Source organism: Cryobacterium gelidum, from assembly GCF_004403985.1.
Taxonomy (GTDB): Bacteria; Actinomycetota; Actinomycetes; order Actinomycetales; family Microbacteriaceae; genus Cryobacterium; species Cryobacterium gelidum.
Window position 1 is genome coordinate 104,075 of record NZ_SOHL01000009.1, and the last position, 14,953, is coordinate 119,027.

Annotated in this window: 14 protein-coding genes; 5 read left to right on the plus strand and 9 right to left on the minus strand. The window is 67.7% G+C overall.

Annotation, left to right across the window (positions count from 1 at the left end; all coding sequences use genetic code 11):
* Positions 1-104: 104 nt before the first annotated feature.
* Positions 105-1,547: an XRE family transcriptional regulator gene (locus tag E3T50_RS05785; protein ID WP_134551001.1), complete on the plus strand. Its 1,443-nt coding sequence runs from the start codon at positions 105-107 to the stop codon at positions 1,545-1,547.
* A gap of 91 nt (positions 1,548-1,638) precedes the next feature.
* Here E3T50_RS05785 and E3T50_RS05790 read toward each other — a convergent pair whose 3' ends face one another.
* Entirely contained in the window at positions 1,639-2,268 is a 630-nt protein-coding gene (locus tag E3T50_RS05790; protein WP_134551002.1) for a TetR/AcrR family transcriptional regulator, read from the minus strand.
* A gap of 72 nt (positions 2,269-2,340) precedes the next feature.
* On the opposite strand from E3T50_RS05790, the gene E3T50_RS05795 reads away from it, so the two are divergent.
* The gene (locus E3T50_RS05795) at positions 2,341-3,324 is read left to right on the plus strand and encodes a nitrilase-related carbon-nitrogen hydrolase (RefSeq protein WP_134551003.1); all 984 of its coding nucleotides are present in this window, start codon (positions 2,341-2,343) and stop codon (positions 3,322-3,324) included.
* Positions 3,321-4,349 carry an agmatine deiminase family protein gene (locus E3T50_RS05800; protein WP_134551004.1) on the plus strand — a complete coding sequence of 343 codons (1,029 nt, stop codon included), beginning with the start codon at positions 3,321-3,323 and terminating at the stop codon, positions 4,347-4,349. The genes E3T50_RS05795 and E3T50_RS05800 overlap by 4 nt, the downstream gene beginning before the upstream one ends.
* Before the next feature lie 4 nt (positions 4,350-4,353).
* On the opposite strand, the gene E3T50_RS05805 is transcribed toward E3T50_RS05800, so the two are convergent.
* The 8 genes from E3T50_RS05805 to E3T50_RS05840 form a co-directional block, all read right to left on the minus strand.
* Entirely contained in the window at positions 4,354-4,653 is a 300-nt protein-coding gene (locus tag E3T50_RS05805) for a hypothetical protein (RefSeq protein ID WP_134460532.1), read from the minus strand.
* 43 nt (positions 4,654-4,696) lie between these two features.
* Entirely contained in the window at positions 4,697-5,479 is a 783-nt protein-coding gene (locus tag E3T50_RS05810) for a 3-hydroxyacyl-CoA dehydrogenase (protein WP_134460535.1), read from the minus strand.
* A gap of 82 nt (positions 5,480-5,561) precedes the next feature.
* Positions 5,562-6,746: a thiolase family protein gene (locus E3T50_RS05815; RefSeq protein ID WP_134551005.1), complete on the minus strand. Its 1,185-nt coding sequence runs from the start codon at positions 6,744-6,746 to the stop codon at positions 5,562-5,564.
* A 51-nt stretch (positions 6,747-6,797) separates the two neighbouring features.
* On the minus strand, positions 6,798-7,604 hold the full coding sequence (locus E3T50_RS05820; protein WP_134551006.1) for a TrmH family RNA methyltransferase: 807 nt from the start codon (positions 7,602-7,604) through the stop codon (positions 6,798-6,800).
* Positions 7,605-7,812: 208 nt separating this feature from the next.
* Positions 7,813-9,123: a DUF4397 domain-containing protein gene (locus E3T50_RS05825; RefSeq protein WP_134551007.1), complete on the minus strand. Its 1,311-nt coding sequence runs from the start codon at positions 9,121-9,123 to the stop codon at positions 7,813-7,815.
* A 110-nt stretch (positions 9,124-9,233) separates the two neighbouring features.
* Positions 9,234-10,115 (minus strand): anti-sigma factor, encoded by an 882-nt coding sequence (locus E3T50_RS05830; protein WP_134551008.1) that lies wholly within the window; start codon positions 10,113-10,115, stop codon positions 9,234-9,236.
* A complete protein-coding gene (locus E3T50_RS05835; RefSeq protein ID WP_241990781.1) occupies positions 10,102-10,656 on the minus strand; it encodes an RNA polymerase sigma factor in 555 nt (184 codons plus the stop codon). Before E3T50_RS05835 ends, E3T50_RS05830 begins: the two co-directional genes overlap by 14 nt.
* Positions 10,657-10,907: 251 nt before the next feature.
* Positions 10,908-12,389: an NAD-dependent succinate-semialdehyde dehydrogenase gene (locus tag E3T50_RS05840; RefSeq protein ID WP_134551010.1), complete on the minus strand. Its 1,482-nt coding sequence runs from the start codon at positions 12,387-12,389 to the stop codon at positions 10,908-10,910.
* A 162-nt stretch (positions 12,390-12,551) separates the two neighbouring features.
* On the opposite strand from E3T50_RS05840, the gene E3T50_RS05845 reads away from it, so the two are divergent.
* Both E3T50_RS05845 and E3T50_RS05850 read left to right on the plus strand, forming a co-directional pair.
* Positions 12,552-13,313 carry an IclR family transcriptional regulator gene (locus tag E3T50_RS05845; protein ID WP_134551054.1) on the plus strand — a complete coding sequence of 254 codons (762 nt, stop codon included), beginning with the start codon at positions 12,552-12,554 and terminating at the stop codon, positions 13,311-13,313.
* Positions 13,314-13,535: 222 nt separating this feature from the next.
* Positions 13,536-14,882: an MFS transporter gene (locus tag E3T50_RS05850; protein WP_134551011.1), complete on the plus strand. Its 1,347-nt coding sequence runs from the start codon at positions 13,536-13,538 to the stop codon at positions 14,880-14,882.
* The last annotated feature ends 71 nt before the right edge of the window (positions 14,883-14,953 follow it).

Sequence of the window (14,953 nt, forward strand, 5' to 3'; positions counted from 1 at the left end):
GTGGACACCGTGATTTCGCCTACAAATACAGAATGGCCCCGTTTTGCTCATAGATGTGCAATTTTCTGTATTAAGAATCACCGTTCTTTAGATATTCTTAAGGAATGTCGCCTCAAGCTTCCGATCTGATCACCCTCGGCCATCGCGTCCGCCACTTTCGAAGCGAGCGCGGCCTCACCCTCGACCAGCTGGGTGCACGCGTGAGCCTCGCCGGCAGCCAGCTGTCGCTGATCGAGAATGGCCGCCGCGAGCCGAAACTCTCGACCCTGCAGGACCTCGCGATCGCACTGTCGGTCGACCTGGCCGAGCTGCTGCGTCGAGAGGCACCGAACAATCGGGCGGCGCTGGAGATCGAACTGGATCGAGCCCAGAAGAATCCGCTCTACCGAGCGCTTGGATTGCCGATGGTGAAGGTGACCAAGGGAATGCCGCTGCCGGCCGTCGAATCGCTGCTCGGCCTGCACCGCGAACTGTCCCGCCGAGCCAGTGAAGCCAGCGCGACCCCCGAGGAAGCGCGCCGCGCGAACACCGAGCTGCGCGAGCGGATGCGGGAGCAAGGCAACTACATGCCCGAGATCGAAGAACTCGTCGAGGAGCGGGTGCGCGCGAGCGGGCATGTCTCGGGCGCCCTCACCCACCGTGAGGTGAGCGTCATGGCCGATCAGCTCGGATTCAGCCTGATCTACGTGAACGACCTGCCTGACTCCACCCGGTCGGTCACCGACCTCGCCAACGGTCGCATCTATCTGCCGCCGGCCTCCATTCCCGGCGGGCACGGCCTGCGCTCGATGGCATTGCAGGCGATGGGCCACCGCCTCCTCGGGCACGAACGGCCAGGCAGTTACGCCGAGTTTCTCTGGCAACGGCTCGAGATCAATTATTTCGCGGCGGCCTGTTTGATGCCGCGCGAGGCATCCGTCGCCTTTCTGTCCCATGCCAAGCAGGAGCGCGAACTGGCCGTAGAAGACTTTCGCGACGCCTTCGGCGTGACCCACGAGGCGGCCGCACTGCGGCTGACCAACCTCGCCACCTCACACCTCGACATGACGCTGCACTTTCTGCGGGTCAACGGCAACGGCGCCCTGCAAAAAGGGTACGAGAACGACGACCTGCCGTTTCCGGTGGACGTCACGGGGTCGATCGAGGGCCAGTACGTTTGCAAACAGTGGAGTGCGCGCAGCGCCTTCACGCACACCAACCGCACCACCGAGTATTACCAGTACACCGACACCCCGGCCGGCACCTTTTGGTCGGCGACCCAGACCGGGTCGACGGATGCCGGTGAGTTCTCGATCAGCGTCGGCGTTCCCTTTGCCCAGGCCAAGTGGTTTCGCGGGCGGGAGACGACCCAGCGCACGGTGTCGCGCTGCCCCGATGAATCGTGCTGCCGTCGGCCCGATTCGGACGCCGCCGCGCGGTGGGCCGGCCGCGCGTGGCCGAGCGCCCGACTGCACGCGCACGTACTGTCGCCGCTGCCGTCGGGAACCTTCCCGGGCGTGGACGACTCGGAGGTGTATGCGTTCCTGGAGGCACACGCGGCCGAGTAGCCGTCAGGTTTCAGCGCGACGGCAACGACGCGGCGATGGGGGTGTCGGCCAGGCACGCCGAGAAGTACGACGCCCGGGGCGCCGATCCTGGCTAGGTCGCCGCAGGATTGAGCGCGCCGGCTGCCAGGGCGAGCTCGTGCTCGACGATGGTGCGCACAAGGGATTGCTGGGTGCGGGCGTCGCCGTAGCGCACGGTGGCGTGGGCCGTGAGGCCGTCAATGATTCCGAGCAGCTGCCAGGCCAGGGCGGGGGCGTCGTCGACGACGAATTCGCCGCGGCCCACGCCTCCTCGCAGCAGGGCAACCAGAAAGCCCTGCCAGGCATCCATTTGACGGCCCACCTCCGCTGCGAGGGCCGGATTGCGTCGACCGAGGCTCCAGGCATCGAGCCAGATTGCGGTGACCGCGCTGCGCTCCGGGCTGAGCAGGGTGTCGATCAGGGCGCCAAGGGCGTGCACCGACGTGGGGCAGGCCGCGAGTTCGGCAGCCACCTCGTGGATCTCGGCCGCTACGATCGCGCCAAAGGCGCTCGCGACCAGCACATTCATGTTGGGCTGGTAGTGCGCGACGAGCGCAGGGGCCACCCCGACGCGGGCGGCGACGGCGCGCACCGTGAGGGCAGCCAGCCCATCGGTCAGGGCAATCTGGCGGGCGGCCAGCGCAATCTCCGCGGCCCGCTCGGCGGGGGTTTTGCGCCGGTTACGGGCGGAAAGCGTTGACATGGGACCCCAGTGTATATAGCTTGATGTCAAGTTGTTGATCATTTGATCAATAAGAGTTACCGGGAGAGCAGCATGCGCCTGATCGAGGCCCCGTCCAGTCCGGCGTCACCCACCCGCGTGCGCGAACCCACCCGTCTTCCCCTGCGCGTCGGCCTCGTGCAGCATCGCTGGCACGCGCACGCGGGGACACTGGAGGCGGAGCTGGGCGAGGGCATCCGTTTGGCGGCAGAGGCGGGCGCCCGCCTGGTGTTTCTGCCCGAATTGACCCTCAGCAAATACCCGGGTCACGTGCCTGCCACCGGGACGCCCAAAGCGGATGCCGAGCCGCTGACGACCGGCCCAACCTTCGCGTTCGCGGCCATTCAGGCTCGGCTGCACAACGTCATCGTGCACGCCTCGCTGTTCGAGAAGCCGGACGACGATGACGCTCCGCTCGATGGCCGCGGCTACAACACGGCCATTCTGGTGTCGCCCACCGGCATACTGCTCGGCCGCACCCGCAAGACCCACATTCCCATCAGCGCCGGATACTACGAAGACACCTACTTTCGGCCGGGTCCCGCCGACGACGCCTACCCGGTCTACACCGTCGCTGGCGCACGCCTCGGCCTCCCGACCTGCTGGGACGAGTGGTTTCCCGAGGTTTCCCGGCTGTACGGGCTCGGCGGCGCCGAAATTCTGGCCTACCCCACCGCCATCGGTTCGGAACCGCTGTTTCCCGATTTTGACACCCAGCCGATCTGGCAGCAGGTCGTGGTGGCCAACGGCATCACGAGCGGACTGTTCATGGTCGTGCCGAACCGGCACGGCGACGAGGGTGACCTCACCTTCTACGGTTCATCGTTCATCTCCGATCCGTTCGGACGCGTGCTCGTGCAGGCCCCGCGCGGCGAGTCCGTGGCGCTCGTGGCCGATCTCGATCTGGCCCAGCGTGACGAGTGGCTCGGCCTCTTTCCATTCCTGCTGACGCGCCGGCCCGACAGCTACGCTGGGCTGACGGCGGCGGTCGACCCGGGGCATCCGTTTGGCGGGGCCGCGGCCGGGGCGGTCGCATGACCTGGCGGATGCCGGCTGAAACCGCGCCGCAAGACCGAGTCTGGATGGCGTTCCCGGCGGGCGGCTATACCCTCGGCGACACCGCAGGGTCGGCGCACGAGGCGCGCCGCACCTGGGCCGCCGTCGCGCACGCCATCGCCGATTTCGAGCCGGTGACGATGGTCGTCGACCCGGCTGCCCGCGCCGATGCCGCCCGCTACCTGGGCAACGAGATCGAGGTCCTGGCGGCGCCACTGAACGACAGCTGGATGCGGGACATCGGCCCAAGCTTCGTGCACGACGACGTGGGCCGCCTCGGCGCCGTCGATTGGACCTTCAACGGCTGGGGCGCCCAGGACTGGGCCGCGTGGGAGAAGGACGCCGCGGTCGGCCGCTTGGTGGCGGATGCCGCCGGGGCGGTCGTGGTCTCGTCGGCGCTCGTGAACGAGGGCGGCGGGATCCACGTCGACGGTGAGGGCACCGTGTTGGCGACGCGCAGCGTGCAGCTCGACCCGGGACGCAATCCCGGCGCCTCGCCGGCTTCGGTCGAGGCGGAACTGCGACGCACGATCGGTGCGGAACACGTTGTGTGGCTGCCACGCGGCCTCACCCGCGACCACGACCGGTTCGGCACCCGTGGGCACATCGACATGGTCGCCGCGCTACCGTCGCCGGGCACGATCTTGCTGCACGCGCAGAACGATCCGGGGCATCCCGACTACCCGCTCACCCGCGAATTTCGCGCGCTGCTGGCCCAGGCACACGATGCGGCCGGGCGATCGTTTGCGATCATCGATCTGCCGGCGCCCGCGACTCTGCGCGATGACGAGGGGTTCGTGGACTACAACTACGTCAACCATCTCGTCGTCAACGGCGGCGTCATCACCGGCAGCTTCGGCGAGGAACGGGCTGATTCCCTGGCTCGCGACGTGCTCACCGCCGCCTACCCGGGGCGCCGCGTGGTCTCGGTCGACGCGCGCGCGCTGTTCGCGCGTGGGGGCGGCATCCACTGCATCACCCAGCAGCAGCCGTCAACGCCGGCCTGACCACTCAGCTCGCGGCGGCGACCCGCCGATTGTGCCAGGCCCGAATCACGATGAACGGCACGAGAACGGCCGCGATGAGCAGCGCAAAGGCCCAGGCTCCAATCTGGGGCGTCATGATATTCGCGCCCCAGATGACCAGGGCGATGGCTCCGACGTTCAGGAGAACGGAGGCCCGCGGCCGGCTCGGCGGGTTGGCGAACAGGGGCAATGGCGTCGTCGGGTTCGCCCAGGCGAGGCGCAGAACGTAGAAGATTCCGCAGACGAAGCCGGCTAGAACGAGAATCGTGCCGAAAATCACTGCCATGCGATGGTGCTCCCTGGTCGGTCGTTCCTTCGACCCTACAGTCCTACTTCGGCTGCATCCGAATCGCGCCGTCCAGACGGATAGTTTCCCCATTGAGCATGGGATTTTCAACGATATGCCGCACCAGGAAAGCGAACTCGTCCGGGTCGCCGAGCCGGGACGGATGCGGCACCTGGGCTCCGAGGGAGTCTCGTACCGGCTGCGGCAGCCCCTGCAACATCGGCGTGTCGAAGATGCCGGGCGCGATCGACATCACCCGAATCAGGCTCTGCGCGAATTCGCGGGCGAGGGGCAGGGTCATCGCGGCGACGCCGCCCTTGGACGCGGCGTAGGCCGCCTGCCCGATCTGCCCGTCGAACGCGGCGACCGAGGCCGTATTGACGATGACGCCACGTTCGGCGCCGCCCTGACGGTCACGGGCACCCAGGGGTTCGTTGCTCTGCATCGCGGCGGCGGCCAGTCGTACGACGTTGAACGTGCCCACAAGGTTGATACGAATCGCGCGTTCGAACTCCTCGAGCGGCAGTGGGCCGTCGCGACCGACCGTGCGAGCGCCGGGCGCGATGCCGGCGCAATTGATCACGATGCGCAGCGGCGCTAGAGCCACCGCGGCGTCGACGGCGGTCTGCACGTCGCCGGCACGTGTCACGTCTCCGGCCACGAATCGGGCCCGGAGGCCGAGCGCGGCGGCGATCTCCCCTCCGGGGGCGCCGGGCAGGTCCAGGAGCACCACGGATGCGCCGGCCTCGTGCAGCGAGCGAACGCAGGCCAGGCCGAGGCCGGAGGCGCCGCCGGTGATGAGGGCGGAACATCCGTTTATCTGCATGAGATCCTTCCGATCCGGTGAGTTGCGGTGGTCGTGCTCGGTCGGGCGGAGCATCCGCCTCGGAACAGAATCCGCGTCTGCATCAGAGTCTCTCGATCAGGGTGGCGTTGGCCATGCCGCCGCCCTCGCACATGGCCTGCAGGCCCCAGCGGCCGCCGGTCATCTCGAGGTGGTTGACCAGGGTGCCGAGCAGGCGGGTGCCCGAGGAACCGAGTGCGTGGCCGAGGGCGATGGCGCCGCCGCGCGGGTTCAGACAGTCGGGGTCTGCGCCCGTCTCGTGCAGCCAGGCCAGCGGCACGCTCGCGAAGGCTTCGTTGATCTCGTAGGCGTCGATGTCGTCGATGCTCAGGCCGGCCCGCGAGAGGATGCGCTGGGTCGCCGGAATCACGCCGGTGAGCATGAGTAGTGGGTCGCTGCCCACGACGGTGAAACTGTGAAAGCGGGCGCGCGGGTTCAACCCGAGCTGTGCGGCCCGCTTGGCGCTCATGATCAGGGTCGCCGAGGCGCCGTCGGTGAGCGGCGAGGAATTGCCGGCCGTAACGTGCCAGCCGAGTTTCGGAAAGCGTGCCGCGAGCGCGTCGGTGCGAAAGGCCGGGCGCAGGCCGGCGAGCGAGGCATGCGAGGTGCCGGGGCGAATGGTTTCGTCCTCGTCGATAACGCTGCCGTCCGCCCGGGTCACGGCCACGATTTCGCCGGAGAAGTCGCCCCGTTCGGCGGCCGCCGCAGCGAGCCGGTGGGAGCGGGCCGCGTAGCTGTCGAGGGCGTCGCGGCCGAGGTTCCATTTCTGGTTGATGAGTTCGGCAGAGACTCCCTGGCTGACGAGGCCGTCGGGATAACGCGCGTGCATGAGGGTGCCGAAGGGGTCCTGCCCGCCGGCGGAGGACCCGAGCGGAACCCGGCTCATCGACTCGACGCCACAGGCGATGACCACGTCGGCGCTGCCGCTCATCACGGCCTGGGCGGCGAAGGCGGCGGCCTGCTGGCTCGACCCGCACTGGCGGTCGATCGTGGTGCCGGGCACGGTGTCGGGAAAGCCGGCGCTGAGCAGGGCGGTGCGCGTGACGTTGCTGCTCTGCTCGCCGCTCTGGCTGACGCAGCCGCCGATGACGTCGTCGATCAGTGTCGGGTCGAGGTTGTTGCGGCTGACCAGTTCGCGCAGCACGGTAGCCAGCAGGTCGGCCGGGTGGACGCCGTCGAGGGCTCCCCCGGGCTTACCCCGGCCCGACGGGGTGCGCAGAACGTCGACGATGACAGCCTCATTGCTCATAACCCCAGCCTAGGCCCGCAGGGGCGACAGCAGCGGTCCGGCGGTGCCCGGTCAGCCGGAGAGCGCCCACATGGCAACGGCACTCGCCGCGGCGACGTTGAGCGAGTCGATGCCGTGCTTCATCGGAATCTGCACGACGCTGTCGGACGCTGCGAGCGCCTCGGGCGTGAGCCCCTCTCCCTCGGCGCCGAGCAGCAGGGCCAGATGCTCATGCCCGGTGCCATCGAAATCGCGCAGGCTGACCGCATCGGCGGTCAGGGCGAGGGCGGCCATATGGAACCCGTGCCGGGTGAGCAGGGCGCGGGTTTCGGTCCAGTCGCCCACGCGGGTCCACGGTACCTGCAGCACGGTGCCCATCGAGACGCGGATGGCCCGACGGTAGAACGGGTCGGAGCAGCGGGGCGTGACCAGAATGGCATCCGCTCCGATTGCGCCGGCTGAGCGAAAGATGGCGCCGACGTTGGTCGGATCCGACACGTTTTCGAGAATGACGATGCGACGCGCACCGGCCAGTACTGTGTCGGCGGAGGGCAGCTCGGGCCGGTGCATCGAGGCGATCAGGCCGCGGTGCAAAATGTATCCGGTGAGTTCAGCGAGCATTTCCCCTGGGCCCACGAACACTGGAACCTCGGCCGCGTAGTCGCCGAGCACGGCGAGAGCCTCGTCGGCCGTGTTGCCGAGCGCGAGCACCGACCGCGGAACATGCCCGGCGCGCACAGCCCGTTCGAGTACGAGCGCCGATTCGGCGATATAGAGTCCGTGCTCGGTGCCGCGGGCCTTCTTCAGGGCCACGTCGGTGAGGTGGGCGTAGTCGACCAGTCGCGGGTCGTTCAGGTCGTCGATCGCGATCAGGGGCATCCGCAAAGTCTAGCCAACGGCCCTGACGGGCTCCGGCCCGCGCCCGGGCGGGTGCCCCTATCGGCCCGCGCCATTCTGCGCATAACTCCTGCAATTTGCCGGCCGAGGCCGTTCGACCCCCGGAATTTCCGGGGGTCGAACGGCCACCCGCCGCGGATTGCAGGAGTTATGCGCCACGGTGGCTCGGGCTGGCGCAGCGGAGGCGGAGCTACTTCGTGCGCACCGACTGCACGGCCAGGGCGAGGTTGCCGTCGGCGAGGCTGCCCCAGGCATACACGATGGTATTCGTGCGCGCGGCGATGTGCACGTCGGCCGGACCGATGAGCGCTGCGGTGGTACCGGCCGCCGCGACCGCAGCCGAGATCGTGCCGACCGGCAGTACGAGCACAGACTCGTTCGGGTTGGTCAGGCCGGTAATAGCCGGGACGCCGTTGGCGAGCACGTCGACGGCGGGTGCAGCAGCGACGTGGCGCACCGTCAGTCGGCCCTGTCCATATCCGGGTGCGGAGGTATCGTTCGTGAAGAGGGCCGCGGTCGGATCTCCAGCCTCGCTCAGGTGAGCCACAGCCGTGTAGTTCATCCCGGACGCGACCGTGAGGTCGACCGGGCCGATCACGGGAGCACTCGCGTCAGCGGCATCCGCTGCGGTGATGGCGAGGGTGTAGGTGCCAGCCGCAATACGGAACGTCTTCGTGAGGGTGCCGGGTTCGAAGTTGTCGATGACCCGCTTGTTGTCGACGTACACGTCAACCACGACGCCGGGGATCGCGTGCAGCACCGAAACGGATGCCGGCGCTGCGGCCCGTGTGCGTACCGTCTGCACGAACAGGGCGAGGTTTCCCTTGGCGAGGCTACCCCAGGCGTACACGATGGTGTTGGTACGCGGGGCGATCGTGACATCAGCTGGGCCGAGCAGCGGCGCCGTGGTTCCGGCGGCGGCGACCACGGCACTGATCGTGCCGACCGGCAGGTCGAGCATGGCCTGCGCAGGGTTGGTCAAGCCGGCGACGGCCACTGCACCGTTCGCGAGCACGTCGACGGCGGGAGCGGCCGCAACGTGGCGTACCGTGAGACGGCCCTGCCCGGCAGCCAGCGGCGTGGTGTCGTCGTTGAACAGGGTGGCGGTGGGAATGCCGGTGTCGCCCAGGTGGGCGACGGCCGTGAAGCTGCGGCCAGCCGTGAGGGTCACGGTGGTCGAGCCGCTGAGTGCGATGTCGACCATGGGCGAGCCGTTGGCGCTGCCGCCGAGCACGAGGGGGTCAGTGGGAGAGATCTTGACGATGTGCGTGCCGGCCGCCAGTTTCAGCGGGCCGAGCAGTGTTCCCGGCTTGAAGTCGTCGACAACGACACGGCCGTCCACCGAAATGTCGAGGATCAGGCCGGGAATGGCGTGTAGCACCGACACCGAGGCGGTGCCCGGTGCCGCGGATGCCGCGGGAACAGCCGCCTGCGCCGGCGCGAGCCCGGCGAAAGCGACGAGAAGGCCGGCGGAGATTCCGACGGCTATGAACTTGCGCATTGCTTCCTCCAGTGGGTCGTTGCGGAAGGCAGCGGTGCCTCCCTGGTTACAACTTCCCCGGCCTGGGGCGTTTCGGATGCACTGTCACAAACTATTTCGCGACTCTCCGCTCAGAGCGCGTGTAACCGGCCGCGCACGATCGAATCTCCAGAGTGTGCCGGGTCGCCGTCGGCGGGCCCGGCCGACACATCCACGAGCGGGTACTGGGTGAGGTCGACGTTGGCGGGGATAGTGAAGCGACCAGACGCCCCCTCGAAGAATCCGATGCCGACCAGGCCGGACGCATCCGCTTTCAGCAGCCTTACCTCGCGCAGGCTCGTGGGCGGGGAGGTCTGCGCCTCGAGGTCGACGACGACCGAGCGACGGCCGTCCGCAGATTCCTCGACCCGCGCCGATCCGCTCGCGGTCCAGCCGGGCAGCGCGTCGAGGACAGCTTCGGCCACGACCTGCTCGCGGGGCGGGCCCATGCCGCTTCCCACGCCGATGGCGATGCCGCCGACCAGCCCGATCACGCCGGCGGCCGCCGCGAATGATGCCCAGGGGCGGCAGCGGGGCAGCGAGTGAGCCGGTGCGATTATGGATGCGCCCATCGCGCCCGGATGCGCCAGAAGATCGGCGGGTGCGGCTGATTCCCGGCCGTCAAGCAGCTCCGCCGATAGGTCCGACGGGGCCGCAATATCCGTCAGGGCCTTGATCGGCCCAAAGCGTCGCGGCGTGCGCACCGCGTCGCTCAACCTGAGTTCAGCGTGGATGCTCGCCCAGATTCCCGCGGGCGGCGTCAGCACGCGGTCGACCCCGGCAGCGCGCCCGAGTTGCACGACCCGCCATAGGTCCAGGTATTCGCCGGCGCACGCACAGCAGACCGCGAAGTGGGCGCGCTCCCGGGCACTCGCTTCTATCTCGGCGAGGGCGAGCAAGTGCAGGTCGTCGCCACCGATGTGCACGCCATCAATGCGGGGGGTACCGATGCGGGCGGCATCAATGGGAGTCATCGGATACCTCCAGCCGGGTGCGTAGGCGGGTCAGACTGCGCCGCATGTGGCTCTTGACGGTACCGAGAGGCAGCCCGAGGCTATCGGCGATCTGCACCTGGGTGAGATCGCCGAAGAAGGCCAGGCGCACTACCTGCCGCGGGACGGGCTCGAGCCGGTCGATTTCGTCGCCGACCAGCACCCGGTTGACGACGCCGACGCTGTCGTCAAAGCGGTGCTGCGGCATGGTCAGGGCGAGCGATTCCTCAAGCCGCCGCTGCCGGCTCCGTGCCTCATGGGTGTCGGCGACCACGTGCCGGGTGATGCCGATCAGCCAGGCCGGCACCCGAGATCGGGCCGGGTCGAACCCGGCCCGTCCGCGCCACGCCGCGATGAACACTTTCTGGGTGACGTCTTCAGCGTCGGCTGCATTGGCGAGCGAGCGCACGGCGATCGTGAAGACCAGCGGAGACCAGCGCGCGTAGGCTACGGCTAAAGCGCGCTCGTCGCCGCCGCGAAAGGCGCGGGCCAAGGCCTCGTCATCGTCGGTGGGTGCACTCACGTCGGTGTGGGTCCTTCGGGCCGAAACACGAATTGGGCAAAAACGCGTCGACCGGGCACCTCGGGCGCCGACCTCCGCGCGCACCAGCATAGTGAGTTTCCTTCGACTTGCGTGCGCTCTCCGGGCGGCGAGGGGCCACGGCAGCACATCTGACGTCGCATACCGTGGCCCCCGAAGGGGGAACCAGTCCAATTACTACCTCTCTCAGCGCGGGCGAAACGGATGCACCCGGCCGCGATTTCGCGCGCCCGTTACGGGTTCGGCGTGAGCGTATATTTCGTCGAGAGGTATTCCTGGATGCCTTCGAGCCCGCCCTCACGCCCGAGACCGGACTGCTTGACGCCGCCGAACGGTGCGGCCGCGTTCGATACGACGCCGGTGTTCAGGCCCATCATGCCGGTCTGCAGCTTGTCGATCATGCGCTGGCCACGAGCAAGGTCGGTCGTGTATATGTAGCTGATCAGGCCGAACTCGGTGTCGTTGGCGAGGCGCACGGCATCCACTTCGTCACTGAACGTGCTGATCGCCAGCACCGGGCCGAAGATTTCGTCGCGGAGAATGTCACTGCCCGGCTGCACATTGGTGAGCACGGTCGGCGAGTAGAACGTTCCTTCGCGTTCGATCGCCGCGCCGCCGGTGAGCAGGTTCGCGCCCCGGGTGATCGCATCCTGCACCAAGGCGTCGGCCTTGTCGACTGCTTTTTTATCGATCAGCGGGCCAATCGTGATTCCGGTCTCGGTGCCACGCCCGATCTGGAACGCTTCGACGCGTTCGGTGACCCGGCGGGCGAATTCGGCGGCGACGGACTCGTGCACGATGAAACGGTTGGCCGCGGTACAGGCCTGGCCGATGTTGCGGAACTTCGCGAGGAGTGCACCATCGACGGCTTTATCGAGGTCGGCGTCGGCGAAGACGACGAACGGGGCGTTGCCGCCGAGCTCCATCGACGTGCGAAGCACGTTTTCGGCGGAGAGCTTGATGAGCGACTTACCAACCTCGGTCGACCCGGTGAAGCTGAGCTTGCGGAGGCGTCGGTCGGCGATGATCGGCTCGGTCACCGCACCGGACTGTGACGTCGTGATGACGTTGACGACACCGGCGGGCAGGCCGGCCTCTTCGAGCAGGGCCACGAAGTGCAGGGTGGTCAGCGGCGTAAGAGCGGCCGGCTTGACGACGACGGTGCAGCCGGCGGCGAGCGCCGGTGCGATCTTGCGGGTCGCCATGGCCAGCGGAAAGTTCCACGGGGTGATCAAGAGACAGGGTCCTACCGGGTGTTGGGTGACGATCGTGCGACCGGTGCCCTCAGGATTGGTGCCGTAGCGACCACTGATGCGCACGGCCTCTTCGCTGAACCAGCGCAAAAACTCGCCGCCGTAGGCGACCTCGCCGAGCGCCTCGGGCAGCGGCTTGCCCATTTCGATAGTCATGAGCAGGGCGAACTCCTGCTTGCGTTCCTGCAGCAGGTCGAAGGTGCGGCGCAGAATTTCTCCGCGTACGCGGGCCGGAGTCGCTGCCCAGTCGGCCTGCGCGGCGTCGGCGGCGTCGAGGGCTGCAGCGCCATCGGCCACGCTCGCGTCGGCGATGGTCTTGATGACACGGCCGGTGGCCGGGTCGATGACATCGAGGGTGCGCTCGCCGGTGGCGGCAACCCACTGCCCGTTGATGTAGAGCTGGCCCGGCACGCGCGCGAGCAGCTCGGATTCGGTTGTGCCTGCGTCGGTAACAGCTGTCATTGCATCTCCCAATAGTTCGTCTACCCATCGATCGGACGGTAACAGCCTAGCTGCGCGCACCGCTCTGACCGCCCGACGGTTGCTCCTGCCCGACCGGTCGACCTGATCGTTGTGTCCGACGTGGGCGACGGCGAGAACGGATGCGAGAATACCAAGGTGTCGATTCCTGAGTTCGCCGCCGCGACCGACGAGGATGCGACCGCGGAAGCCGCGGCGCCGGAGCCTCACGCGCCCGCAGCCCACTCGCAAACCTTGTCACGCGGCATCCGCCTATTGGAGATTCTCGCCGAAACCGACGAACCGATGACCATCGTCGAACTCGCCGCCGCGCTCGTCGTGCACCGCTCGATCGCCTATCGCATCCTGCGTACCCTCGAAGATCACGGCCTCGTTATTCGCGATTCGGCCGGACTCGTGCGGCTGGGCCCGCGCCTGGCCGCGCTGGCTCGCGCGGTGTCTCGCGACCTGCAGGCCGCTGCCCTGCCCGTGCTCACCCGCATCGCCAACGAGCTCGGCATGACAGCGTTTGTCGCCGTACTCGACCGGGGCGAGGTGGTCACGCTCGTGAGCATCGAGTCGCGGCAAGCCCACGCTACGGTCGCGCAGCGGCCGGGCACGCGGCATCCACTGCAGTGGGGCGCACCCGGAATCGCCATCCAGTCCGGCCTGAACGCATCAGAGTGGGCCGCGCTCGGGCACGCCGACGCCCGCCGGAGCCAGGCCGGTGAGGTCGCTGGCATCGGCTACGCCTCCAGTCACGACGAGGTCATTCCCGGTCTGTCGTCGATCGCCGTGCCGCTGCTCGTGCCCGGGGAATCACCCGCTGCCCTCGCGGTCGTGTACATCTCGAGCCTGCACTCCCCCGCCGACATCGGCGCCGCGCTCACCGCGGCTGCGCGCGCCATCACCGCCGAACTCGGCTGACTACCCGGTCATACCCAGGCGCTGCAGCTCACCCGGACCCTAGCAGGGCGCAATTTCGCACGCCGAAACGCTGACGAGTCATGACGCACACAATACTGACCAATAGGTAGGTAATCTTCAGTTTTGATGCCATACTGCCCCCGTGCTGGTTTCTTCGCACGATGCACACACTTTGCAGCAGCACCCGACTTAGCACCGCAGTGAGATACAAGGGAGTATTCCATGGCATTGACGACCGAGCGCAGGCAGGCCAAGAGCGCTAAACGCAGCGAAGAACGGCGGGTTCTCGCCGGCACCATGGTGGGCACCACCATCGAGTGGTACGACTTCTTCATCTATGCCCAAGCCGCCGGTCTCGTGCTGGCCGGGCTGTTCTTCGCGCCGCTGGCCGGGGAGAACGAACCGCTCGCCCAGCTCATCGCCTGGGCCTCGCTGGGCATCAGCTTTCTGTTCCGCCCGCTCGGCGCCATTATCGCCGGGCACCTCGGCGACCGGATCGGTCGGAAGGCGATGCTGGTCTTCACCCTCGTCATGATGGGCGCGGCCACCGCACTCATCGGTCTGCTGCCGACCTTCGACCAGATCGGCGTCTGGGCGCCCATCCTGCTCATCGTGCTGCGCATCCTGCAGGGCTTCTCCGCCGGCGGCGAGTGGGGCGGTGCCGCCCTCATGTCCGTCGAGCACGCGCCGGTGAACAAGCGCGGCTTCTTCGGTGCCTACCCGCAGATCGGCGTTCCGGTCGGCCTCATCCTCGCCACCGGCGTCATGATCCTGGTGACCGCCTCGATGAGTGAAGAAGCCTTTCTCAGCTGGGGCTGGCGCATCCCGTTCCTGGTCTCCGTGCTGCTCATCGTGGTCGGCTGGGTCATCCGTCGCGCGGTCGCCGAAAGCCCGGTCTTCAAGGAGATGCAGACCCGCAAGAAGGAATCTGCCGCCCCGCTCAAGCAGCTGTTCCAGAACCACTCGCGTCAGGTCATCCTCACCGCGCTCATCTTCATCGCCAACAACGCGGCCGGCTACATGCTCATCGCGTTCTTCAACTCCTATGCCACCAAGCCCGCTGAAGCCGGCGGACTCGGCATGGAGCGCACTCCGGTGCTCATCGCGAGCACCATCGCGGCCGTATTCTGGCTCGCGTCGACCATGCTCGGCGGCATCCTCTCCGACAAGATCGGCCGCGTGCGCACGTTCCAGTTCGGCTACGCCTTTCTGTTCATCTGGGCCATCCCGATGTTCCTACTCATCGACACCGGCGACATCGCCTGGTTTGCGCTCTCCCTCATTGTTCTGGCGAGCGGGCTCGGCTTCTCCTACGGCCCGCAGGCGGCACTCTACGCCGAGATGTTCCCGGCCCAGGTGCGCTACTCGGGAGTTTCGATCGGCTACGCCCTCGGGGCGATCCTCGGTGGCGCCTTCGCCCCGTTGATCGCGCAACTGCTGCTCGATAAGACCGGCCACTCCTTTTCCATCGGCATCTACCTCATGGGCCTCGCCACGATCTCCTTTGTGGCGGTCACCCTCGTGAAGGAGACCCGCGGACTTCCGCTGGGCATCAGCACGCACGAGTAATTTCCGGTGACTCCCACCCGTGGATCGTATATGTTTTCCGATATCACGACTCGCCTGACCGTACGCACCGA

Excerpts from the sequence above, each read along its gene's own strand:
- E3T50_RS05785 (WP_134551001.1), top strand. The coding sequence starts at position 105 with ATGTCGCCTCAAGCTTCCGATCTGATCACCCTCGGCCATCGCGTCCGC.
- E3T50_RS05790 (WP_134551002.1), bottom strand. The coding sequence starts at position 2,268 with ATGTCAACGCTTTCCGCCCGTAACCGGCGCAAAACCCCCGCCGAGCGG.
- E3T50_RS05795 (WP_134551003.1), top strand. The coding sequence starts at position 2,341 with ATGCGCCTGATCGAGGCCCCGTCCAGTCCGGCGTCACCCACCCGCGTG.
- E3T50_RS05800 (WP_134551004.1), top strand. The coding sequence starts at position 3,321 with ATGACCTGGCGGATGCCGGCTGAAACCGCGCCGCAAGACCGAGTCTGG.
- E3T50_RS05805 (WP_134460532.1), bottom strand. The coding sequence starts at position 4,653 with ATGGCAGTGATTTTCGGCACGATTCTCGTTCTAGCCGGCTTCGTCTGC.
- E3T50_RS05810 (WP_134460535.1), bottom strand. The coding sequence starts at position 5,479 with ATGCAGATAAACGGATGTTCCGCCCTCATCACCGGCGGCGCCTCCGGC.
- E3T50_RS05815 (WP_134551005.1), bottom strand. The coding sequence starts at position 6,746 with ATGAGCAATGAGGCTGTCATCGTCGACGTTCTGCGCACCCCGTCGGGC.
- E3T50_RS05820 (WP_134551006.1), bottom strand. The coding sequence starts at position 7,604 with ATGCCCCTGATCGCGATCGACGACCTGAACGACCCGCGACTGGTCGAC.
- E3T50_RS05825 (WP_134551007.1), bottom strand. The coding sequence starts at position 9,123 with ATGCGCAAGTTCATAGCCGTCGGAATCTCCGCCGGCCTTCTCGTCGCT.
- E3T50_RS05830 (WP_134551008.1), bottom strand. The coding sequence starts at position 10,115 with ATGACTCCCATTGATGCCGCCCGCATCGGTACCCCCCGCATTGATGGC.
- E3T50_RS05840 (WP_134551010.1), bottom strand. The coding sequence starts at position 12,389 with ATGACAGCTGTTACCGACGCAGGCACAACCGAATCCGAGCTGCTCGCG.
- E3T50_RS05850 (WP_134551011.1), top strand. The coding sequence starts at position 13,536 with ATGGCATTGACGACCGAGCGCAGGCAGGCCAAGAGCGCTAAACGCAGC.